The 22139-nt window shown below is 63.0% G+C and carries 18 protein-coding genes and 1 pseudogene; 18 read left to right on the top strand and 1 reads right to left on the bottom strand.

The window, feature by feature from the left end:
• Nucleotides 1-239: 239 nt before the first annotated feature.
• From glnE to BLR63_RS20185, 13 genes are all read left to right on the top strand, one after another.
• Nucleotides 240-3179, top strand: a complete 2940-nt coding sequence (gene glnE, locus BLR63_RS20245; protein ID WP_010563262.1) for a bifunctional [glutamate--ammonia ligase]-adenylyl-L-tyrosine phosphorylase/[glutamate--ammonia-ligase] adenylyltransferase — start codon at nucleotides 240-242, stop codon at nucleotides 3177-3179.
• 204 nt (nucleotides 3180-3383) lie between these two features.
• Nucleotides 3384-4418: a lipopolysaccharide heptosyltransferase II gene (gene waaF / locus BLR63_RS20240; RefSeq protein ID WP_010563263.1), complete on the top strand. Its 1035-nt coding sequence runs from the start codon at nucleotides 3384-3386 to the stop codon at nucleotides 4416-4418.
• Nucleotide 4419: 1 nt separating this feature from the next.
• Nucleotides 4420-5481 (top strand): lipopolysaccharide heptosyltransferase I, encoded by a 1062-nt coding sequence (waaC, locus tag BLR63_RS20235; protein ID WP_010563264.1) that lies wholly within the window; start codon nucleotides 4420-4422, stop codon nucleotides 5479-5481.
• Nucleotides 5481-6605, top strand: coding sequence for a glycosyltransferase family 4 protein (locus BLR63_RS20230; RefSeq protein WP_010563265.1), 1125 nt, complete (start codon nucleotides 5481-5483; stop codon nucleotides 6603-6605). Before waaC ends, BLR63_RS20230 begins: the two co-directional genes overlap by 1 nt.
• A complete protein-coding gene (gene rfaP, locus BLR63_RS20225) occupies nucleotides 6602-7408 on the top strand; it encodes a lipopolysaccharide core heptose(I) kinase RfaP (protein ID WP_010563266.1) in 807 nt (268 codons plus the stop codon). Before BLR63_RS20230 ends, rfaP begins: the two co-directional genes overlap by 4 nt.
• Nucleotides 7408-8142 carry a lipopolysaccharide kinase InaA family protein gene (locus BLR63_RS20220; protein WP_010563267.1) on the top strand — a complete coding sequence of 245 codons (735 nt, stop codon included), beginning with the start codon at nucleotides 7408-7410 and terminating at the stop codon, nucleotides 8140-8142. Before rfaP ends, BLR63_RS20220 begins: the two co-directional genes overlap by 1 nt.
• Nucleotides 8139-8891, top strand: coding sequence for a lipopolysaccharide kinase InaA family protein (locus BLR63_RS20215; RefSeq protein WP_010563268.1), 753 nt, complete (start codon nucleotides 8139-8141; stop codon nucleotides 8889-8891). Before BLR63_RS20220 ends, BLR63_RS20215 begins: the two co-directional genes overlap by 4 nt.
• Nucleotides 8891-10348 (top strand): lipopolysaccharide kinase InaA family protein, encoded by a 1458-nt coding sequence (locus tag BLR63_RS20210; protein ID WP_010563269.1) that lies wholly within the window; start codon nucleotides 8891-8893, stop codon nucleotides 10346-10348. The genes BLR63_RS20215 and BLR63_RS20210 overlap by 1 nt, the downstream gene beginning before the upstream one ends.
• A gap of 71 nt (nucleotides 10349-10419) precedes the next feature.
• Nucleotides 10420-11298, top strand: a complete 879-nt coding sequence (locus BLR63_RS20205; RefSeq protein WP_010563270.1) for a DUF3800 domain-containing protein — start codon at nucleotides 10420-10422, stop codon at nucleotides 11296-11298.
• A gap of 309 nt (nucleotides 11299-11607) precedes the next feature.
• Nucleotides 11608-12594, top strand: a complete 987-nt coding sequence (locus BLR63_RS20200) for a sugar ABC transporter substrate-binding protein (RefSeq protein WP_010563271.1) — start codon at nucleotides 11608-11610, stop codon at nucleotides 12592-12594.
• The gene (locus tag BLR63_RS20195; protein ID WP_010563272.1) at nucleotides 12594-14117 is read left to right on the top strand and encodes a sugar ABC transporter ATP-binding protein; all 1524 of its coding nucleotides are present in this window, start codon (nucleotides 12594-12596) and stop codon (nucleotides 14115-14117) included. The genes BLR63_RS20200 and BLR63_RS20195 overlap by 1 nt, the downstream gene beginning before the upstream one ends.
• Nucleotides 14110-15093 carry an ABC transporter permease gene (locus tag BLR63_RS20190; protein WP_042946475.1) on the top strand — a complete coding sequence of 328 codons (984 nt, stop codon included), beginning with the start codon at nucleotides 14110-14112 and terminating at the stop codon, nucleotides 15091-15093. The genes BLR63_RS20195 and BLR63_RS20190 overlap by 8 nt, the downstream gene beginning before the upstream one ends.
• The gene (locus tag BLR63_RS20185; RefSeq protein WP_010563274.1) at nucleotides 15093-16019 is read left to right on the top strand and encodes an ABC transporter permease; all 927 of its coding nucleotides are present in this window, start codon (nucleotides 15093-15095) and stop codon (nucleotides 16017-16019) included. Before BLR63_RS20190 ends, BLR63_RS20185 begins: the two co-directional genes overlap by 1 nt.
• Here BLR63_RS20185 and BLR63_RS31930 read toward each other — a convergent pair.
• Nucleotides 16020-16216: pseudogene (locus BLR63_RS31930) on the bottom strand (hypothetical protein); the annotation flags it as partial.
• Nucleotides 16217-16497: 281 nt separating this feature from the next.
• Here BLR63_RS31930 and BLR63_RS20175 point away from each other — a divergent pair.
• The 5 genes from BLR63_RS20175 (at nucleotide 16498) to BLR63_RS20155 (ending at nucleotide 22131) form a co-directional block, all read left to right on the top strand.
• Nucleotides 16498-16818: a YceK/YidQ family lipoprotein gene (locus BLR63_RS20175; protein WP_010563276.1), complete on the top strand. Its 321-nt coding sequence runs from the start codon at nucleotides 16498-16500 to the stop codon at nucleotides 16816-16818.
• Between the two features lie 151 nt (nucleotides 16819-16969).
• Nucleotides 16970-18727 carry a carbamoyltransferase family protein gene (locus tag BLR63_RS20170; protein WP_010563277.1) on the top strand — a complete coding sequence of 586 codons (1758 nt, stop codon included), beginning with the start codon at nucleotides 16970-16972 and terminating at the stop codon, nucleotides 18725-18727.
• The gene (locus tag BLR63_RS20165; protein WP_010563278.1) at nucleotides 18711-19841 is read left to right on the top strand and encodes a glycosyltransferase; all 1131 of its coding nucleotides are present in this window, start codon (nucleotides 18711-18713) and stop codon (nucleotides 19839-19841) included. The genes BLR63_RS20170 and BLR63_RS20165 overlap by 17 nt, the downstream gene beginning before the upstream one ends.
• Entirely contained in the window at nucleotides 19841-20737 is an 897-nt protein-coding gene (locus BLR63_RS20160) for an antimicrobial resistance protein Mig-14 (protein ID WP_010563279.1), read from the top strand. The genes BLR63_RS20165 and BLR63_RS20160 overlap by 1 nt, the downstream gene beginning before the upstream one ends.
• Nucleotides 20734-22131, top strand: a complete 1398-nt coding sequence (locus BLR63_RS20155) for a PIG-L deacetylase family protein (RefSeq protein WP_010563280.1) — start codon at nucleotides 20734-20736, stop codon at nucleotides 22129-22131. The genes BLR63_RS20160 and BLR63_RS20155 overlap by 4 nt, the downstream gene beginning before the upstream one ends.
• The last annotated feature ends 8 nt before the right edge of the window (nucleotides 22132-22139 follow it).

The raw sequence follows: 22139 nt of genomic DNA, 5'->3' as shown, positions 1-22139 counted from the left end.
CTTTCGAATGTATATACGAGTAGTAAAACTACACAAGACTGAGCTGGTTGCTCGGTCAGTTGGGTGAGCATAATCGTTATTGTTGATCTTTTGCGAACAAGAAAAGGTAGAAGTTTAATGTTTCCTGCCAAAATCAATTTAATTTCAGCTATTTCTAACCTTTGTTCGGCACTCCTCAATTGGGCGCGATGCCTGTGTCCCTCTCAACAAGCTCTCTACGCGCCGATCAAGGATAGACCATGAGCCTTCCAACGCTGGCTGAACTGCCGGCCATTCTCTTGCCGTTCGCCCGCCGGGCCGAGCAGTCATTTCGTGACGCAGTGGCCGCGTTGGACAACGATCATGGCCTCTCTGCGTGGACGCCGCAACGCTGGGCTGACTTCGCCCGCGTGTGCGCAGCCAGTGATTTCGTGATTGAACAGAGTGTTCGTGACCCTTTGATGTTGCTTGAGTTGGTGGCCTGGGGCGAGCTGGACCGGGTGTTCGCCCCGGGCGAGCTGTGCGGGCAGATTGCTGGCGCTGTGCAACAAGCTGAAACAGAAGATGAGCTGGGCCGCGTGCTGCGTCGCCAGCGCACCCGCCAGCAGGTGCGCATCATCTGGCGCGACCTGACCCGCCAGGCCGACCTGGTGCAAACCTGTCGCGACCTTTCCGACATGGCCGACGCCAGTATCGACCAGGCCTACCAGTGGCTGTACCAGCGCCACTGCGCGCAATTCGGCACGCCGACCGGCGGCCGCAGCGGTGAGCCGCAGCAGATGGTCATCCTTGGCATGGGCAAGCTCGGCGCGGTGGAGCTGAACCTGTCGTCGGATATCGACCTGATTTTCGCCTACCCCGAAGGCGGGGAGACGGTGGGCGTGAAGCGTGCCCTGGATAACCAGGAATTCTTCATTCGCCTGGGTCAGAAATTGATCAAGGCCCTCGACCCGATGACCGTCGACGGTTTTGTCTTCCGTGTCGACATGCGCCTGCGTCCCTACGGCTCGGCCGGTGCGCTGGTGCTCAGCTTCAACGCGCTGGAGCAGTATTACCAGGACCAGGGCCGCGACTGGGAACGCTACGCCATGATCAAGGCGCGGGTGGTTGCCGGCGACCAGGTGGCCGGCGCGCAGTTGCTCGATATGCTGCGGCCCTTTGTCTATCGACGTTACCTGGACTTCTCGGCCATCGAAGCGCTGCGCACCATGAAGCAGCTGATCCAGCAGGAAGTGCGGCGCAAGGGCATGGCCGAAAACATCAAGCTGGGCGCGGGCGGCATCCGCGAAGTGGAATTCATCGCCCAGGCCTTCCAGTTGATCCACGGCGGGCGCGACCTCAGCCTGCAACAGCGGCCGTTGCTCAAGGTGCTCGGCACCCTGGAGGGCCAGGGTTACCTGCCGCCGGCGGTGATCGCCGAGTTGCGCGATGGCTATGAATTTTTGCGCTACACCGAACATGCGATCCAGGCGATTGCCGACCGCCAGACGCAAATGCTCCCGGACGGCCCCGAAGACCAGGCGCGCATTGCCTTTATGCTGGGCTTCTCCGACTGGGCCGCGTTCCACGAGCGCCTGATGTACTGGCGTGGACGGGTGGACTGGCATTTCCGTCAGGTCATCGCCGACCCCGATGAGGAAGACGGCGAAGAAAGTGAACTGGTCGTGGGTGGTGAGTGGTTGCCTCTGTGGGAAGAGTCCCAGGATGAGGACGCCGCCTGTCGCCAGCTCGCCGAAGGCGGCTTCACCGACGCGCCTAAAGCGCTCAAAGCCCTGGCCGGCCTGCGCGGCAGCCCGCAATTGCGTGCGATGCAGCGCCTCGGCCGTGAGCGGCTGGACGCATTTATCCCGCGCCTGTTGGCCCAGACCGTCGAGCACGCCAATCCGGATCTGGTGCTGGAACGCGTATTGCCGTTGGTGGAAGCCGTCGCGCGGCGTTCGGCCTATCTGGTCTTGCTCACCGAAAACCCCGACGCCCTGCGGCGCCTGCTGACCCTGTGCGCCGCCAGTCCATGGATCGCCGAACAGATCACGCGCTTCCCGTTGTTGCTGGATGAATTGCTCAACGAAGGCCGCCTGTTCAAACCGCCGTTGGCGCCGGAGCTCGCCGCCGAATTGCGCGAGCGCCTCACGCGCATCCCCGAAGACGACCTCGAGCAGCAGATGGAGGCCCTGCGGCACTTCAAGCTGGCCCACCGCCTGCGCGTGGCTGCGTCGGAAATCGCCGGCAGCCTGCCATTGATGAAAGTCAGCGACTACCTGACCTGGCTCGCCGAAGCCATCCTCGAGCAAGTGCTGGCCCTGGCCTGGCGCCAGACCGTGGCGCGCCATGGTTCGCCGCAGCGTCTGGACGGCACCCTGTGCGATCCTGGGTTCATCATTGTCGGTTATGGGAAAGTCGGCGGCATCGAACTGGGGCATGGTTCGGACCTGGACCTGGTGTTTATCCACGACGGCGACCCCCAGGCCGAAACGGATGGCGCCAAGCCGATCGACGGCGCGCAGTTCTTTACGCGCCTGGGGCAAAGGATCATTCACCTGCTGACCACCCAGACCAACTCCGGCCAACTGTATGAAGTGGACATGCGCCTGCGACCTTCCGGCGCATCCGGTTTGCTAGTGAGTTCGCTCGGGGCTTTTGCGCGCTATCAGGAAAATGAAGCCTGGACCTGGGAACATCAGGCCCTGATTCGTGCGCGGGTGCTGGTGGGCAGTGAGGATGTGGGCCGTGCGTTCGAGCAGGTGCGGGCCAGGGTGCTGGGGCGTGAGCGCGATCTGGTGAAGCTGCGCCAGGAGGTCAGCGAGATGCGCGCCAAGATGCGTGACAACCTGGGCACCAAGAGCACGGCGGCCGGTACCGGCGCCAATGCCTTCGAACCGACCGTGGCGTTTGACCTCAAGCAGGACGCCGGAGGTATCGTCGATATTGAATTTATGGTGCAATACGCGGCTTTGGCGTGGTCTGCGCAACATCCATCGTTGCTGCGCTACACCGACAATATCCGCATTCTGGAAGGTCTTGAGCAGGCGGGGTTGATGGCCGCCGCCGATGCTCATCTGCTGCGCGAGGTGTACAAGGCCTACCGTTCCGCCGCCCATCGCCAGGCCTTGCAAAACGAGGCCGGTACCGTGGCGGGGGACCAGTTCGCCGACGAACGGCGCCAGGTGATGCGAATCTGGCAGGAACTGGGGTTAAGCTGACACGCGATTAAATGAGCGACGCTAATTTAATGTGGAAACGGGCTTCATGTGGGAGCGGGCTTGCTCGCGATGCAGGCGCTGCGGTCTGTCCAGCGGACTGCGGTGATGCTATCGCGAGCAAGCCCGCTCCCACACAAAGCGCGCCCTACAGTAATCATCGATGCGGGGAGGCATAAGCCTCCCCGTATCGTTTGTGGAAACTACATGAATATTCTGATCGTTGGGCCCAGTTGGGTCGGTGACATGGTGATGGCGCAGACACTGTTCCAGTGCCTGCGCGAGCGCTATCCGGATTGTCAGATCGACGTGCTCGCCCCTGAGTGGAGCCGGCCGATCCTCGAGCGCATGCCCGAGGTGCGCAAGGCCCTGAGCTTCCCGCTCGGCCATGGCGCCCTCGAACTGGCGACCCGCCGTCGTATCGGTAAATCCCTGGCGGGCCAGTACGACCAGGCGATCCTGCTGCCCAATTCGATGAAGTCGGCGCTGGTGCCGTTTTTCGCCGGCATCCCCAAGCGCACCGGCTGGCGCGGCGAATTCCGCTACGGCCTGCTCAACGATGTGCGCACGCTCGACAAGGCGCGCTACCCGCTGATGATCGAGCGTTTCATGGCCCTGGCCTACGCGCCCGGCGCCGAATTGCCGACGCCCTACCCACGTCCCAGCCTGCGGATCGACCCGGTGACCCGCGACGCGGCCCTGGCCAAGTTTGGCCTGCAACTCGATCGCCCGGTGCTGGCGCTGTGTCCTGGCGCCGAGTTTGGCGAGTCCAAGCGCTGGCCGTCGGAGCACTACGCCAAAGTCGCCGAGATGAAGATCCGCGAAGGCTGGCAGGTGTGGTTGTTCGGTTCGAAAAACGATCATTCGGTGGGCGAAGATATTCGCCAACGCCTGATCCCCGGTTTGCGCGAAGAAGCGGTGAACCTCAGTGGCGACACGTCCCTGGCCGAGGCCATCGACTTGCTGTCCTGCGCCGACGCGGTGGTGTCCAACGACTCCGGCCTGATGCATGTGGCGGCGGCGCTGAACCGTCCGCTGGTGGCGGTGTACGGCTCCACCTCGCCGGGCTTCACGCCGCCGTTGGCCGACAAGGTCGAAGTGGTGCGCCTGGGCCTGGAATGCAGCCCGTGTTTCGAGCGCACCTGCCGGTTCGGTCACTACAACTGCCTGCGCCAGTTGCTGCCGCAGCCGGTGAGCGATGCCTTGCAGCGGTTGCAGGGCTCCGTGGTCGAGGTTCACTGAGTTGCGGGTACTGGTAATCAAGACCTCATCCCTGGGCGACGTGATCCATGCGTTGCCGGCACTCACCGACGCCGCGCGGGCGATCCCCGGCATTCAATTCGACTGGGTGGTGGAAGAAGGCTTTGCCGAAATCCCCACCTGGCACCCGGCGGTGGACAAAGTGATCCCGGTGGCGATCCGCCGCTGGCGCAAGAACATTTGGCAAACCCTCAAGAGTGGCGAATGGCGGCGCTTCAAGCAGCGCATCCAGTCGACCAAGTACGACCTGGTGATCGACGCCCAGGGCCTGCTCAAAAGCGCCTGGCTGACCCGCTACGTGCGCGCTCCCGTGGCCGGTTTCGACAAGCACTCGGCCCGCGAACCTATCGCCGCGCATTTTTATTCACGGCGCCTGGCCGTGGCCCGCGGGCAACACGCGGTGGAGCGTCTGCGCCAGTTGTTCGCCGTGGCGCTCGGTTATGACCTGCCCAAAGGCCTGGGCGACTACGGCCTGAGCGTCGACAAACTGCTCGGCCTGCCGCCGCAAAAGCCGTTTGTGTTGCTGTTGCACGGCACCACCTGGGACACCAAGCACTGGCCCGAAGCCTACTGGCGCGAGCTGGCCGAACGCATGGGGCACCTGGGCGTCAACGTGAAATTGCCGTGGGGCAACGCGATCGAAAAGGCCCGCGCCGAACGCCTGGCCCGTGGCCTGCAAAACGCCGAAGTGTTGCCCAAGCTGAACCTGGCCGGGGTCGCCCGCGTATTGGCCGGCGCCCGTGCCTGTGTGGCGGTGGACACCGGCCTCGGGCACCTGGCCGCCGCGCTGGATGTGCCGACCATTTCCCTGTTCGGCCCGACCAACCCCGGCCTGACCGGCGCCTACGGCAAGGGCCAGATTCACCTGGCCAGCGACTTCCCGTGCGCACCCTGCCTGCAAAAGCAATGTACCTATCAACCGACGGCCGATGATCTGCGTCGGTTCGACATCAAGCGCGAGTTTCCCCTGTGCTTCACGCGCCTGAACCCTGAGCGTGTGGCCAGCCGACTGAGCACGTTGTTATTGGCTGAGGAGCTGCACTGATGCAACTGGCTTTTGTGCTGTACAAATATTTCCCCTTCGGCGGCCTGCAGCGTGACTTCATGCGCATCGCCCTGGAGTGCCAGCAGCGCGGCCATCGGATCCGTGTCTACACGCTGATCTGGGAAGGTGACATTCCGCCGGGTTTCGAAGTGCTCGTGGCGCCGGTCAAGGCGTTCTTCAACCACCGGCGCAACGAGAAACTCAGCGCCTGGATGGAGGCCGACCTGGCCAAGCGCCCGGTGGACCGCCTGATCGGCTTCAACAAAATGCCGGGCCTGGACGTGTACTACGCCGCCGACGGCTGCTTCGAAGACAAGGCGCAAAACCTGAGGCACTCGATGTACCGCAGCTTCGGCCGCTATCGCCACTTTGCCGAGTACGAACGCGCGGTGTTCGCCAAGGACGCCAAGACCGAAATCCTGATGATCTCCGAAGTCCAGCAGCCGCTGTTCATCAAGCATTACGACACCCCGCTGGAGCGCTTCCACCTGCTGCCACCGGGCATTGCCCAGGACCGCCGCGCCCCGCTGAACGCGGCCGAAATCCGCGAAGGCTTCCGCCAGGAATTCAACCTGGCCGACGACGACCTGTTGCTGGTGCAGATCGGCTCGGGCTTCAAGACCAAGGGCGTGGACCGCAGCCTCAAGGCCCTGGCCGCGTTACCGGCCGAGCTGAAAAAACGCACGCGCCTGCTTGTCATCGGCCAGGACGACCCCAAAGTATTCCAACTGCAAAGCGCTACCCTGGGGCTGGGCGATAACGTGCAGTTCCTCAAGGGGCGCAGCGATATCCCGCGTTTCCTGCTGGGCGCCGACCTGTTGATCCACCCGGCGTACAACGAAAACACCGGCACCGTCCTGCTCGAAGCCCTGGTGGCCGGGTTGCCGGTGTTGGTATCGAAAGTGTGTGGGTACGCCCATTACATCGCCGAAGCTGACAGCGGCCTGGTGCTGGATGAGCCGTTCGAACAAACCCAGCTCAACGAGTACCTGGCCCATATGCTCACCGACACTGCACAGCGCACGGCCTGGAGCCGCAATGGGTTGGCCTTTGCCGAGACGGCCGACCTCTACAGCATGCCGCAGCACGCTGCGGATGTGATTCTGGCGGAGCCAAAACGATGAAGTTGATTCTTGCCGAACCGTTCAAGACCTTATGGGCCGGGCTCGATGCCTTTGCCGAAGTCGAGAAACTGCAAGGCCAGGTATTTCGCGAACTGGCGGCGCGGCGCACATTGCGCACCGAGGTCGAGGGCCGCCCGTATTTCGTGAAGATCCATCGGGGCATCGGCTGGGGCGAAATCTTCAAGAACCTGATCACCGCCAAATTGCCGGTGCTGGGCGCCGGCCTCGAGTGGGCGGCCATCCATCGTCTGCAGGACCTCGGCGTGCCGACCATGACCGGCGTGGCGTTCGGCGAAAAGGGCAGCAACCCGGCCGATCAGCACTCGTTCATCATCACCGAAGAGCTGGCGCCGACCGTCAGCCTGGAAGACCTGACCCTCAACTGGGTCGCCGAACCACCGGCCCCGGCGCTGCGCCATGCCCTGACCGCCGAACTCGCGCGCATGGTCGGCGACATGCACCGGGGCGGCGTCAATCACCGTGACTGCTACCTCTGCCATTTCCTGCTGGACACGTCACGACCGATCGATGCGCGCCACATCAAGCTCTCGGTCATCGACTTGCACCGCGCCCAACTGCGTGCCCATCTGCCGCTGCGCTGGCGCGACAAGGACCTGTCCGCGCTGTATTACTCGGCGCTGGATATCGGCCTGACCCGTCGCGACAAACTGCGTTTCCTCAAAGGCTACTTCCGCCAGCCGCTGCGCCAGATCCTCGCCGAGCAATCGGCGTCCCTGAGCCTGATGCAACGCAAGGCCGACAAGCTGTATGCGCGCAAGCAACGTTACGGGGATGCGATCTGATGGCGGGTTGGAACCTGGAGCCTGCCTACGCCGACCTGGCGGATGACTTTGGCAGCCTCGAAGCGGTATTTGCCCTGCAAGGCGAGCGCCTGACCCGCGACCCGCTGTCGGAAGTGATCCGCGTGGAGCGCGGCGGGGTCAACTATTACGTCAAGCGCTACACCGGCGCCGGCAAGGGCTTGCGGCGTTACCTGGGCAAGCCGCGGGTCAAGTCCGAATGGCAGAACCTCAAACGCTTCGCCAAGTGGGGCATTCCCACCGCCGACGTGGTTGCCTGGGGCCTGGAACGCAAGGGCCTGGCCTACAGCCGTGGCGCGATGATCACCCGTGAGTTGGCCCGGACGGAAGACCTCTCGGTGCTGGCCGAGCGCAAAGATGCGCGCTTGCGCGACCCCAAGTGGGTCGATACGGTCAGCCGCCAACTCGCCGAATACACCCGGACCATGCACGACCACCACTTCACCCATAACGATTTGAAGTGGCGCAACCTGCTGATCGACGACCAGTCGACCCTGTACCTGATCGATTGCCCCAACGGCGATTTCTGGCGCGGGTTCTGGCTCAAATACCGCATTACCAAAGACCTGGCCTGCCTGGACAAGGTGGCCAAGTATCATCTGTCCGCCACCCAGCGCCTGCGCTTCTATATGCAATACCGTCAGCGCCGGCACTTGAGTGCATCGGACAAAGAACGCATTCGCCATGTGGTGAAGTTTTTTGAGGGACGCGAATGAGTGATTTCCTGGCGGCTGAAGACCGTGTCCTGCTGGAGCGGCACGGCCTCGCCACCTTCGACGCACTGTGGGCCAAGCAACTGGACGCGGTCGACGAGCCCAACACCAGCCGTGGCGGCTGGAGCAGCGTGTTTCGCCTGGAACTCGACGGCCACGGTTATTACCTCAAGCGCCAGAGCAACTACCTCACGCGCAGCTTGCATCGGCCGTTGGGCGAGCCGAGTTTCTCCCGTGAATTTCGCAATATCAGCCGTTACCGCACGCTCGGTATCCCGGCGTTGCAGGCGGTTTTCTATGGCGAGCGCAAGGTCGCCGGCGAGCACCGCGCGATGTTGCTGACCCGTGCGCTGGATGGCTGGAACGACCTGGAGTCGTTGCTGGAACAGTGGTCTTCGCTGAGCGATGCCCAGCACCGTGCGATCCTGCTGGCCTGCGGCCAACTGGCGCGTCGCCTGCACGGCGTCGGCCAGGTGCATGGCTGTTTCTACCCCAAGCATATTTTCCTGCAGGCCACCGGCGACGGTTACGTCGCGCAGTTGATCGACCTGGAAAAAACCCGCCCGCTGCTGTTCGGCCGGCGTGATCGGGTCAAGGACCTGGAACCGTTGTTGCGCCGTGCGCCGCAGTGGACGGATGGGCAGGTGCGCCACCTGTTGGCGGCCTACCTCGATCAGCCCGAAGGCAGTGCGTCGGTTGCCACCTGGCTGCAACGCCTGACGACGCGACGCAGCCATAAGGAGAACCGCTGATGCGCCTGTCCGAGCTGAAAAGCGCCGGCCGCACGCCGAGCCTGCCGCTGAGCATTGACCTGGCGGACGCCGCCGGCCCCGGCCAACTGCAACTGTTGAGCCTGTTGCGGGTGTTGCCGGGCGAGCGCTACGTGGGCGCGGCGGTATGGCGCGGGCGTCCGGTGCTGGCCAAGTTATTGGTGGGCAGCAAGGCCGCGCGGCATTTTCAGCGTGAACTGCACGGCGTGCGTCTGCTGGCCGAGCAAGGCCTGACCACGCCGCTGTTGCTCGCCGATGGCTTGCAGGAAGGCGAGGGCGGCTGGCTGCTGTTCGAGTTCCTCGAAGGCGCCGAAAGCCTGGCTGACGCCTGGCACGCCGTCGAAGGCCTGCCGCCGTTGGCCGACGAGCAAACCGCCGTGCTGGCCGAGGCGCTGGACGCAATTGCCCGGATGCACGCCAAAGGCCTGTGGCAAGAAGACCTGCACCTGGACAACCTGCTGCGCCAGCACGACAAGCTGTACCTGATCGACGGCGCCGGCATTCGCGTCGAAGAGGCCGGCAAGCCGTTGTCGCGCAATCGGGTGCTGGAAAACCTCGGGGTGTTTTTCGCCCAGTTGCCGAAAAATCTTCAGCCGTTCACCGAAGAACTGCTGGTGTACTACCTGCTGAGCAACGGCGAACACGCCTTGCCCCTCGAAGCCCTGGAAAAACAGGTGCGCAAGGTCAGCGCCTGGCGCCTGAAGGACTTTCTGAACAAGGTCGGCCGCGAGTGCACGCTGTTCAGCGTGGCGCGCGGGGCTTTTGCCTTGCGCGCGATTCGTCGCGAGGAAGAGGCCGCGATGCTGCCGGTGCTGGCGCAGGCCGACGCCTTGCTGGATCAGGGCCACCTGTACAAGACCGGTGGCGCAGCCAGCGTGGCCAAAGTCGAGGTGGCCGGTCGCCCGCTGGTGATCAAACGCTACAACATCAAGAACGTCGCCCATTGGCTCAAGCGCTTCTGGCGCCCGAGCCGCGCCTGGCACTCCTGGCGTGAAGGCAACCGCCTGGCGTTCCTCGGCATCGCCACGCCCAAGCCCCTGGCCGTGCTGGAAAAACGCTTTTTCTGGCTGCGCCGTCGTGCCTACCTGATCACCGAATACCTGCCGGGACCGGACATCATCGAGCGCTTCGCGCCCTACATCGAACACGGCGACGCGCCGGAAAACGAGCTGCAAGCCCTGGACCAGCTGTTTGCCGAGCTGATTGGCGAGCGCATCAGCCACGGCGACCTCAAGGGCCACAACCTGTTCTGGCACGAAGGCCGCTGGGCCCTGATCGACCTGGACGCGATGTGCCAACACACCTCCACCGCCAGCTTCGCCCCGGCGTACGCCAAGGACCGGGCGCGATTCATGCGTAACTGGCCGCAGGACAGTGGGTTGTACCGAGTGATTGATCAGCGCTTGCCTGAAGGAGTCCAGGCTGGAGGCTCTCTGTAGCAGTGAAGGAGGGCAGTATAGATGTCGGTGGGCGCCCCTGAAGTCCCGTAAAAACCAGGATTAAACATCCCATGGCTGATGAAAAACTAACCTCCCCGCAGTTTCTTCTTTTTGAAAGTGAGAGTGAGGCTGAGCGCGATGCAGAAGTTGTGGCGGCGAAGCCGCCAACGGGGGCGTTCAGCAATTTCATTGTCTATGTGGATGAAAGTGGCGATCACGGGATGCAGACACTCGATGTCAACTACCCCATGTTTGTTTTGGCTTTCTGCGTTTTCCACAAGCGACATTATTGTGAAAAAGTCATCCCTGCCCTTCAAAAGTTCAAGTTCAATCATATGGGCCATGATCTTGTCGGCTTACATGAACTGGAGATCCGAAAGGAAAAAGGGGCATTCTCGAGCATGTTCGCCTCTCGCCAGCACAAGCATGCTTTTCTCGAAGAGCTGACGAGCATCATTGAGTCGAGCAATTTTGTCTTGATCAGTTGTGTGATTGATAAAGCCACTCTTCGGGAGCAGCAAGGCCCGATACATAACCCTTACCATCTGGCTTTAGGTTTCTGTCTTGAAACGCTCTACGAGTTTCTCCAAGAGAAAAATCAGCAAGGCGCGTTGACTCACGTGATTTTCGAGCGTCGAGGTCGTAAAGAGGATAACGAGCTTGAATTGGAGTTTCGTCGGATGTGCGACGGCGCCAATCGTCTAGGTATTCGCCTGCCGTTTGAAATCGTGTTCGCGACCAAGCAGGTGAACTCAACGGGGTTGCAGCTTGCGGATCTGGTTGCCCGCCCCATTGGCATGAGTGTTTTGCGGCCAGGTCAGGAGAATCGTGCCTTTGACGTCCTCACACGCAAGTTTTATTGCAGCGGGGGGCGGAGCAAGGTGGGTGAGGGTTTTGAAAATTGGGGGCTGAAGATTTTTCCTGTTGCAGAAAGCGAAAAGCCCCGGTGAAGCTCACCGAGGCTATAGCGCCGACCGGGATCCCCCAGTCCATTTGCGGCCGATTCTATGCTTGCGGTTTTGGAGTGTCAACGCGGGGAGCCTGGGCCGTCGATAAGGGCTTACGGTGGAGAGTCTAGTGATCTGTGTGATAGTCATCACTGTTGCCTGAGCAACACCCATCAGGCAATTGATAGCCGATAGCGACAGCCTGTTTTCCTTCAAGGTTCTTATCCTGTTGATTTAACGCGATAAAAATCCTGGCACGGGCTCTGCAATGCCGTCTGGTGAACCCTTTCATCGGTCGCAGCGGAGCCCTGTATGCCTTTCAGCCTTTCCTCGCTTTCCCGTTTGATCTGCCTTGGCGCCGCGTTGTTGCTGGGCCAGGCCGCCGTCGTCCAGGCCGCCGAAGGCGATGATGCCGTGCCGTCCCTGGCCGGCAAGCGCATTGCGGTCAGCATGACCGGGACCAGTCACTATTTCGATATCAAGGCGTTCCAGGCGCAGGTCGATGAGATCAAGCGCCTGGGCGGTACGCCGATCACGCTCGATGCCGGGCGCAACGACAAGAACCTGGTGACCCAGTTGCAGACCGTGGTCACCCAGAAACCCGATGCCGTGATCCAGACCCTCGGTACCCTCAGCGTGATCGACCCCTGGCTCAAGCGCATCAGCAAGGCCGGCATTCCGCTGTTCACCATTGATGTGCCGTCGCAATACAGCCTGAACAACACCACCTCGGACAACGTCGCCACCGGCAAGGCCCTGGCCGATCAATTGATCAAGGACGCCGGTGGCAAAGGCAAGATCCTGGTGTTCAACGGTTTCTACGGCGTGCCGGTGTGTGCCATCCGTTATGACCAGTTGAAGCTGGCGCTCAAGGACCATCCGCAACTGGAGATCATCCAGCCGGAGCTGCGTGATGTGATCCCCAACACCGTGCAGGACGCCTATTCCCAGGTGTCGGCGCTGCTCAACAAATACCCGGCGGGCAGTGTGTCGGCGATCTGGGCGGCATGGGATATCCCGCAACTGGGGGCGAGCAAGGCGTTGATCGACGCCAAGCGCACCGAAATCAAGACCTACGGTGTTGATGGCACTCCCGAAGTGCTGGCGCTGCTGGGCCAGGCGAACTCGCCGGTGGGCGCGGTGGTGGCGCAGCAACCGGCGCTGATCGGCAAGACCGCCGTGCAGAACGTGGCGCGCTACCTGGCCGGCCAGCGTGACTTGCCCAAGGAAACCCATGTGGCCACCCTGCTGACCACCGCCGACAACCTGGCGCAAGTCCAGCAATTGCGGGGTGACTGATGACGGCGTTGCACTTGCAGCATGTGCGTAAACGCTTCGGCGCCACCCAGGCGCTGGACGACGCCAGCCTTAAAGTCGAACGCGGCACCATCCACGGCCTGGTGGGCGAGAACGGCGCGGGCAAGTCGACCTTGATCAAGATCCTGGCCGGTATCCACGCGGCGGATGCGGGGCAGGTCAGTATCGATGGCCGCGTGTATGACCGGTTGTCGCCGCGCCAGGTGGATGCGCTGGGCGTGCAGTTCATCCATCAGGAGCGCCTGTTGCCGGCGAGTTTCACCGTGGGCGAGGCACTGTTTTTCGGGCATGAGCTGCGGCGCGGTCCGTTCGTTGACCGGCGCAGGCAACAGCACGAAGCCGAGCGTTTGCTGGGTGAATATTTCGATCTGCAGTTGCCGGCGGGCGTGCGGGTGGGCGAGTTGAACAGTGCCGAACGCCAAGTGCTGCAGATCACCCGCGCATTGATCCGCCAGCCGAAGATCCTGGTGTTCGACGAGCCCAGCGTGGCGTTGGTCAAGCGTGAAGTCGACCAGTTGCTGCGCATCGTCAAGCGCCTGCGCGACCAGGGCTTGTCGATCCTGTACATCTCCCATTACCTGCAGGAAATCGACAGCCTATGCGATGAGGTCACGGTGCTGCGTAATGGCCGCGATGTGGCCGTGGTGCAGCCACGGCAGACCTCCAGCGCAGAAATTGCGCGGCTGATGGTCAATCGCGAGGTCCAGGATATGTATCCCAAGGCCAGCGTCGAGTTGGGGCCGCCGTTATTGCTGGTGCGTGGCTTGAGCTTGGCGCGGCGCTATCGGCAGATCGACCTGGAAGTTCGACGCGGTGAAATCGTCGGCCTGACCGGGCTGGTCGGCTCGGGGGCCAAGGAATTGTTCAAGACGCTGTTCGGCGTCGAGCGTGCCAACAGCGGCAGTGTGCACCTGGACGGGCGTTTGCTGCGCCTGCGCTCGCCGGGCCAGGCGATTGCCGCAGGCATTGCGCTGGTGCCGGAAGAACGACGCAGCCAGGGGATTTCGCCGGCACTGTCAGTCCTGGAAAACCTCACGCTGGCGGGGCTTGGGCGCTTCAGCCGCTGGGGGTTGTTGAGTCGCCGCCAGGAGCAGGCGCAAACGCTGCGGTTGATCGATGAGCTGGCGATCAAGGCGCCGGGGCCGCATGCGGCTGTCAGCCAACTCAGTGGCGGCAACCAGCAGAAAGTCGCTTTGGGTAAATGGTTGAGCCGGCGCTCGGCGGTGTATCTGCTGGATGAGCCGTGCGTGGGGGTGGATGTGGGGGCCAAAGTGGAGATCTATCGTGTGATCGGCCGGCTGGTGCAAGAGGGCGCGGCGGTGCTGGTGCTGTCTTCGGATTTGCCGGAGTTGCTGGGTATCAGCGACCGGATTGTGGTGCTGCATCGCGGCGAAATCGCCGCAGAGTTTCGCGCAGGGGAGGTCGACAGCGATCAGTTGCTGGCCTGCGCGACCGGGGCGTCGCGCGCTTCTGCAGGACGGGCGCGGGAGGTCGAACATGCTTGAGGTCGCTACGCCCGGGTTATCGCAGCGTGTGTGGAGGGCGGTGCTGCGTCGGGGTTCGATGGGCGTGTTCCTGGCGATCCTGCTGGGGTTCGCCGTGGCTGCGCCGAACTTTCTGTCGGTGGGCAACTTGGCCAACGTGTTCAGCCAGTCGGCGATCCTCGGTGTGCTGGCTTTCGGGCTGACCTGCGTGATTATCGGCGGCGGTTCGAATGTGCTGGCCGGCGGGCTCGACCTGTCGCTGGCGGCCAACCTGGGGTTGTGCGCCGCGGTGTTCAGTCGCCTCAACAATGCCGGCCTGGAGCTGTGGCTCAGTCTGCTATTGACCCTGGGCTGCGGCCTGGCGGTCGGCTTGCTCAATGGTCTGGCCGTGGTGCTGCTGCGCCTGCCGCCGCTGTTGGCGACCCTGGCAAGCATGAACGTGCTGGCCGGGCTGGAACTGGTGCTGACTGAAAATACGGTGGTCTCCACCGATTCGCCGTTGCTCGACCTGCTCAGCGGCGGGTCTTGGCTGTCGGTGCCGGCGCTGGCGTGGGTGTTGCTGGTGAGCGCGGGCGTGCTGACCTTGCTGATCCAGCATTCGGCCTATGGGCTGCGCCTGCACGCGGTGGGTGAATATCCGCAAGCGGCCGAGGCGGCGGGCATTCGCGTGCAGGGTTATGTGCTGTCGAGTTACCTGCTCTCGGGCCTGTGCGCGGCGGTGGCTGCATTGTGTTCGGCAGCGTTTTTCAGTGGCAGCACCACGGGGTCCGGCGACATGTTGCTGTCGGTGGTGGCGATTGCCTTTCTTGGCGTGGTGTTTTCCCGGCGATGGGTGGCGAGTATCCCCGGCACCTTGCTGGCGGCGCTGTTGATCGGTTTTCTGATCAATGGCTTTCAACTGCTCAATGTCTCGAGTTTCTGGGTCAACGGCGTGCAGGGCGTGTTGATTCTGCTGGTGGTGGCCGCGTCCAGCGCATTGAACCGAGGGGGGCAGTGATGAATCTGCGTTCTTTATTGCCGCTGACGCTGCCGCTGGTGTTCGCGCTGATCGTGGTGGTCTTTGCCTTGGCCGCGCCAGGGTTTCTGAGCGGCGGAAATCTTAAAAGCCTGGTGCTGAACAACTTCGTGCTGCTGGCGATTGTCGCCATCGGCATGACATACGCGGTGGCGGCCGGCGGCATCGACCTGTCGGTGGGCACGGCGCTGGATTTCGCCAGTTTCAGCTTTGTGGTGCTGCTCAACGGCGGACACAGCTGGGCCGTCGCCATAACGGGCGCGCTGGGGGCCGGGCTGATGGTGGGGGGGTTGAACGCCGGCCTGATTGCCGGGCTGCGGATCAGTCCTTTCCTGGCGACCCTGGGCACGTTGTTCATCGGCACCAGCGCCCAGCAATTGCTCTCGGATGGCGGCCAGCCGATCTATCTGGCCCAGGGTTTGAAGCCTGAACTGACGGGCCTGACGCCGCTGCTGATCGTCGTGGCGCTGGCGCTGGTCTACGGCCTGGCCCTGGCGCGCGGACGCCTGGGCCGTGAATTGCTGGCCCAGGGCACGCAACCGCTGCTGGCGTATTACTCGGGGTTGTCGGTGCGGCGCATCGTCACGCTCGTCGCCCTGGCCACCGCTTTGGCCTGTGGCGTGGCGGGGGTGTTGCTCAGCACCACGGTCGGGGCCTATGTGCCACTGTCCGGCAACGCGTTTTTGCTCAACGCCATTGGCGCGGTATTTATCGGCACCACCTTGAGCCGACAGGGCCGGGCGAACATTCCCGGAACCCTGTTGGGCGTGCTGTTTATCAACGTGATCGCCAACGGCCTGCTGCTGATCGGCTGGAATTTCTATTGGCAGCAGGTGGCGACGGGCGTGCTGATTTTCCTGGTGCTGACCTTCAGTTTTGCCAGCCGCCGGGCGGTACAGAGCCACTGATCAGAACTGGTACTGCGCACCGGTCCCGGCATAGCACGAGCGTCCGGGCACAGGGTCTGGTGGCAGGTCCAGTGTTCGATCTTCTGCTCGAAGCGGGCGCGCCAGTTGAACACGCTGTAGCCCGGCGCGGCAGGTTGGGTGTTGGTGTCTTCGACGTAGACCTTGCTGCGGTACATGCCTTCGAGGGCCGCGTTGACCCGGGTGTCCTGGCCGATGCGGGCCTTCGTGCTGCTGGCTGACCGAGAACTTGAGCGCGCTGCTGCTCACCGAGTGCGGGTCGGGCTTGTAGGCTGCCCAGGGTTCATGGGGCAGCCGAAATCCGTGGCGCTCAGGGTGTAAACGCGCAAAAGAGTGGGAGTTTAGTGGCTTGGCGGATTTTTAGCATTTCAGACACCTCCTACATGTTGTAGCGCAGAGGCTGGGCTGAACCCCATGCAGGTCGGGTGCTAGCGTGGCGAACGATCTTTGGAGGCTCGCCATGAACATAGAAAACGCTGCGGCACTGCTGATGGTTTCGCTGCTCATCAGCGGCTGCGGCACACTCAACACGGTGCTGCGTGAAGATGTCGCAGCGACCCGTGAACTGCGCCAGCAAAAAACCTACTGTAAATCCATTCCGCGAGCCTACAGCGGCGCCGCGTTTGATTTCTGCCTGCTGCACGCCGCGCCGGACCCCACGGGCCGGGTGATCTCGTTGGTGTTGGCCGATATCGCGTTGTCGGGGGGGCTGGACACGGTCGTTCTGCCCTACACCCTGTACCGGCAAGTCGAACACGGCAATATCGACATCTATCGTTAAGCCCGGTCGATCCACTCGCCGCTTGCCACTAACCGTCTTGTCCTGCTTTTAAGCTATAATCCCGCCCTTTAGCTGTTTCCTGCCCAGGCGGGAAACACACTTTTTTCAGGCGTGACCCGCCTGTATGCAGACTAAAAGAGGCTAGACCCCTGTGGCATTGACGATTCTTGGCCTGTCCGGCGCCCTTAGCCATGATCCTTCCGCAGCCCTGTATATCGACGGCAAGCTGATCGCGGCCGCCGAAGAAGAGCGCTTCGTACGCGACAAACATGCAAAGCACCGCATGCCCTACGAATCGGCGAAGTTCTGCCTGGAACAGGCTGGCATCAAACCTTCCGATGTTGACGTGGTGGCGATTCCCTTCGCCCCGATCAGCCTGTTCGGCGAGGCGCGCTGGCACTACGCCAAGCGTTACTGGTACGCCCCGGACCGCGCGCTCGACGCGATCCTGATGGGCAACCGTCGCTACAAGCGCTACCGCAACAAGATCGTCTGGTGCCTGGAACAACTGGGCTTCGATCCGAAGAAAATCAAGATCGAACCGGTCGAACACCACCTGGCCCACGCCTCCAGCGCCTATCACTGCTCCGGCTTCAAGGAGAAAACCGCGATCCTGGGGATCGACGGTAAAGGCGAGTACGCCACCACCTTCTTCGGCTACGGCGAAAACGGCAAGATCCACAAGATCAAGGAATTCTACGACCCGGACTCCCTCGGCGGCCTGTACGGCGCGGTCACCGAGTTCCTCGGTTTCGAGATGCTCGACGGCGAGTTCAAGGTCATGGGCATGGCGCCGTATGGCGATGCCAGCAAGTACGATTTCTCGCGCCTGGCCTCCTTTGAAAACGGCGAGCTGGTGATCAACACCGACTACGCCAACGTCATTGGCCTGCGTCGCTATAAAGAGAAGGGCAAGGGGTTCTACTTCTCGCCCAAGCTGATCGAGTGGCTGGGTCCCAAGCGCGAAGGCGACATCGCCGACGAGCCCTACATCCACTACGCGGCCAGCATGCAGGCACTGTTCGAGAAACTGTCCCTGCAGATGATCGACTACTACCTGGGCGACATCCTCAAGGAAACCGGCAAGCTGGCCTTCGCCGGCGGCTGTGCGCTGAACGTCAAGCTGAACCAGAAGATCATTGCCCGCGACGACGTCAAGGAGCTGTTCGTGCAGCCGGCGTCCGGCGATGCCGGCACCGCCGTCGGCGCGGCCGCTTATGTGTCCCACGCCCGTGGTGTACCGGTCGAGAAGATGGAACACGTCTACCTCGGCCCGTCCTACAGCAACGAAGACGTGATCGCCGCCTGCGCCAAGCACGCGAGCAAGCCGAACTGGCGCAAGATCGAAAACACGCCCCAGCGCATCGCCAGGATCATGGTCGACGGCAACCCGGTGGCCTGGTTCCAGGGTCGCATGGAGTTTGGTCCGCGCGCCCTGGGCGGTCGTTCGATCATCGGTTGCCCGAGCGCCACCGGCGTGGCGGATCGCATCAACCACCAGATCAAGTTCCGCGAGCGCTGGAGGCCTTTCTGCCCGTCGATGCTCGACACCGTGGCCCCGCAGATGATCAAGGTCGACCATCCCGCGCCGTTCATGACCTTCACCTTTGAAGTGTCGGAAGAGTGGAAGACCCGCGTGCCGGAAGTGGTCCATGAAGATGGCACCTCCCGCGCCCAGGTACTCAAGCGCGAATACAACCCGCGCTACTACGACATGATGAAAGAACTCGAAGTGCTGACCGGTAACGGCGTATCCCTGAACACCTCGCTCAACCGCCGTGGCGAAGCGATGATCTGCTCGCCGACCGACGCGCTGAACATGTTCTACGGCTCCGACCTGCAATACCTGATCATGGAAGACATCCTGGTCGTCAAAGACGGCGTGGACCCTTATGACACGCTCGGCTGACCGCCACGTCCTGCAGTTCTGCCACGGCTATGACGGGCCGTTCCTGGATTGCGCGCGGCAGTACGCCAGTCTGTTCGCGGGCTCCGGCTACAAGGTGACCACGGTGTTTCTCACCGGGGTCGCCGACCCCGAAGTGGCCGCCGGTTGCGCATCCGATGAAGTGTTGTTCATGGAATTCAGCTCCAAGGCCATCCGTGGCCTGAAGCTGGGGGCCATCCGTGAACTGCGCAAGATCGCCGCGTCGCGCAATTTCAGTTTCTGCATTGCCCACCGTTTCAAGCCGATCTACATCGCCTTGCTCGGCACGCGGCTGCCGGTGATTGGCGTGCATCATGCCTTCGGTGACTACCAACGCCGCAGTCGCAGGCTGTTTGCCGGGATTTTCCGCAAGCGCCTGAGCCTGCTGGGGGTGTCCGACGCAGTGCGTGACGACATGCGCCGCTGCCTGCCGGCGTGGCCGGCGGCACGTATCCAGACCTTGTATAACCGCATCGACGTCGACGCCTTGCAGGCCAATCAAGCGCCTGTGCACGAGGCGCGCGATGCCCTGGGGTTGTCGCCGGACGAATGGGTGGTCGGCAACGTCGGCCGCCTGCACCCGGACAAGGACCAGGCCACGCTGCTCAAGGGTTTTGCCCTGGCACTGCCGCATCTGCCGGCCGACAGCCGCCTGGCGATCCTCGGCAGCGGGCGCCTGGAGCAAGACCTCAAACACCTGGCGCGGGAGTTGAACATCGCCGACAAGGTGCTGTTCCTCGGCCAAGTGCCGGAAGCGCGTCGGTATTTCCGCGCCTTTGACGTGTTTGCCCTGAGCTCCGATCACGAGCCGTTCGGCATGGTGCTGCTGGAAGCCATGGCGGCTGGCGTGCCGTTGCTGGCCACGGCCTGCGGTGGGGCGAAGGAAGTGGTCGAAGGTGTCGGCATCCTGTTTCCGTTCGGTGATGCCGAGCGCCTGGCCCAAGGGCTGCAGCACCTGGCGGCGATGGATCACAACCAGCGACGGCAGTGTGCCGAGATGATGCTGGAGCGCCTGCGCACGCGGTTCTCGGATCAGGCGGTACGCGATACTTTCTGGCAATTGCCGCACGTAATTGAACTGACCGCGGGGGCTTGATGCTCAATCGATTCCAAGGCTGGCGCGAGCGGGGCTGGTCCGTCGTCGACGCGCCTGTCTACAACGAGGCCTGGCAACGGTTCGGCGGCAGTGTCGCCACCCATCCCCAGGTGATCGAGCGTCTGTCCGGGCTGGCCGACATCCCGGTGCGTTACCTGGCCTGGGAGCAAGGTGGCGCGCTCAAGGCATGCATCGCCACCTGGGGGCGGGACCTGGCGCTATCCAAAGATGTGCTCAAGCGACGGGGCAAGAAGGGCCTGTTCGACCTGGGCAATGCCGAGTTGATCCTGCCCGCCGCACCTGACGCCCATGCGCCTTTGCGGCACCGTGCTCGCTACCTGTCGACCCTGAACGAAGGCCGTTTCAGCGGCCTCAAGCCCCAGGCCGAGCAACTGGCCATGGCCCGCACCCCGGAAGAACTGTCGAAGAAATTTCGCTACAACCAGCGCCGCGAACTGCGCCTGCTGGAAGAGGCCGGCGGCGTGGTGCGCCCGGTGAGCGAGTTTTCCAATGAGGAACTGGCAGCGATCTACTGCGATTTGTTCCTGCGCCGCTGGGGCTTTGTCGCCACCGGCGCCGAGCGCATGGCCGAAGTGATCGGGCTGTTGCGCGACTGGCTGATCGGCTCGGTGATTTTCCTCCACGACGCGCCGATTGCGGTGCAGCTGGTGTACCGGGTCGAATCGCCGGAGTGGATCAGCGTGGAGTACGTCAACGGCGGCGTCGATCCCGAAACCCGCGCATTCAGCCCCGGCAGCGTGCTGAGTTTCCTCAATACCCAGAGCGCCTGGGAGCAGGCGCGTGAAGTCGGCAAGCCGCTGCGGTTTTCCTTCGGGCGCGCCGACCGGGAGTACAAGGACCGTTGGTGCAACCCCGTGCCGGTGCTGACCGTATGAGTCGCAAACAGCAACTGCTCAAGCGCCATCGGCGCAACAAGCGCATCGGTGTGTTGATCGGCCTGGTGCTGCTGGTGGTGATCGGTGTCTGTGTCGCCTGGTGGCTGCCGTTCGTGCTCGGCGTGCTGGCCTGGGTGGCCCATGAAGCCTGGTTTGCCGACCACCTGTTCTATGCGCCCGGCGAGGATTATCAATACCGGTTCTCGGCGGATGCACAGCGGACCGATGTCCGCCTGGAGGGCGGGCGCCTGCGGGTCGATTCGCCCCTGGAAGCCGAGGCGACCCTGGTGCTGGCCATCAAGGTCAAGAGCGGCTGGCTGGGGCGCTTCCTGGACCCGGCCGTTGAGATTGTCGACGGTGACCGCCGCGACCGGCAGACATTCGAGCGCGGCGTGAATGGCCTGCGTTACCTCAACCTCAGCGGCCTGGCCCCGGCCCTGATGGCCGGTGAGCTGCGCTTGCGCGGGCGTTTTTGCAGCCTGCAGGGCGCGCCAGGATTGTGGGCCTGGACCACGCCCGATTATTCAAAGCAACGGGTGATGGTCATCGCGCCCCATGCCGACGATGCCGAGTTGGCTGCCTTCGGTCTTTACAGCCAGGCCGAGAACCCGTGGATCGTGACCCTCACCGCGGGCGAAATCGAAGCCGAGCACTATCAGCACATGGGCCTGGACCCGGTCGAAGCCGCGCGGATCAAAGGCCGCCTGCGCGCCTGGGACAGCATCGCCGTGCCGCGTTGGGCCGGTGTGCCACAGGCGCATTGCGTGCAGTTGGGCTATTTCTGCCTGCAATTGCCGGCGATGCGCGCAGCGCCTGATCAGCCGATCGCTTCGCGCGAGGCGGACCTGTCGGACATCCGCTTGTTTCGCCAACTCAACCCCTTCCCGTTGCCGGCGGACCTTGACGGCCAGCCGACCTGGAACAACCTGCTGGCCGACCTGCGCCAGTTGCTGCTGAGCGCACGTCCCGAGGTGATCGTGCTGCCCCACCCGCTGCTCGACCCGCACCCGGACCATATCTGCGCACAGCAAGCGGTGATCGAGGCCCTGCAAGGGCTTGCGTGGCAACCCACCACCGTATTGGGCTATGCCAACCACCTGCACGATAACGATCGCTGGCCCATGGGGGACGCGGGTGCCGGGATTGCCTTGCCGCCGCTGTTCGACGACACCCTGGAGCTGCGACCTTGCAGCCTGCCGCTGTCGTTGGCCCAGCAGCGCGACAAGGCCATGGCGCTGGGCATGATGCATGACCTGCAGCCTGCGCCGCCGTTCAAGCGCCGGGTGCGGCGTTGGCTGCAGCGGGTATTGGCGGGGCGTGCGCCGTCGCCCTACGGTGAGAACGAGTTTTTCCGCAAGGCCGTACGACGGCATGAGTTGTTCTGGCATTTGTGAAAGGGAAA

Origin of the sequence: Pseudomonas extremaustralis (assembly GCF_900102035.1) — a bacterium.
GTDB classification, from domain to species: Bacteria; Pseudomonadota; Gammaproteobacteria; order Pseudomonadales; family Pseudomonadaceae; genus Aquipseudomonas; species Aquipseudomonas extremaustralis.
Note: the sequence above shows the minus strand (reverse complement) of the source record. Positions and strands in the feature narration are given on the sequence as shown.